The sequence below is a fragment of the Acidovorax facilis genome, from assembly GCF_023913775.1.
In the GTDB taxonomy this organism is placed as follows: domain Bacteria; phylum Pseudomonadota; class Gammaproteobacteria; order Burkholderiales; family Burkholderiaceae_C; genus Acidovorax; species Acidovorax facilis.
This window is the reverse complement of the sequence record NZ_JAMXAX010000375.1, coordinates 1-255: the sequence shown is the minus strand read 5'-3', so window position 1 is coordinate 255 and position 255 is coordinate 1. Positions and strand designations below refer to the sequence as shown.

Below are 255 nucleotides of genomic sequence, written 5' to 3'. Positions count from 1 at the left end.
GCTGCGTGAAATCAGCCTGCAGGCCCTTTTCTTCCACCAGCGCCCAGAACGCCTCGGGGCTGCGGCGCACCAGGCGCAGCAGCGTGTCCATGGCCTCGGACTGGGCCACGTCATCGTTCTCGTATTTGCTGAACGCCACGGGCCCGCCGCCAAACAGCTGGGCTGCCTGGGCCTGTTTGAGCTTGTATTGCTTGCGCAGTGCAGCAATTTCATCGCCCGTCAGCAAGCCATCGACCTGCTTGCGAAACGCCATCA

1 protein-coding gene is annotated in these 255 nt (G+C 62.7%); it reads right to left on the bottom strand.

Annotation, left to right across the window (positions count from 1 at the left end; all coding sequences use genetic code 11):
• Window positions 1-255 (bottom strand): type II TA system antitoxin MqsA family protein (locus NFX52_RS30670; protein WP_252636045.1); only part of this gene is annotated, 255 nt, incomplete at both ends.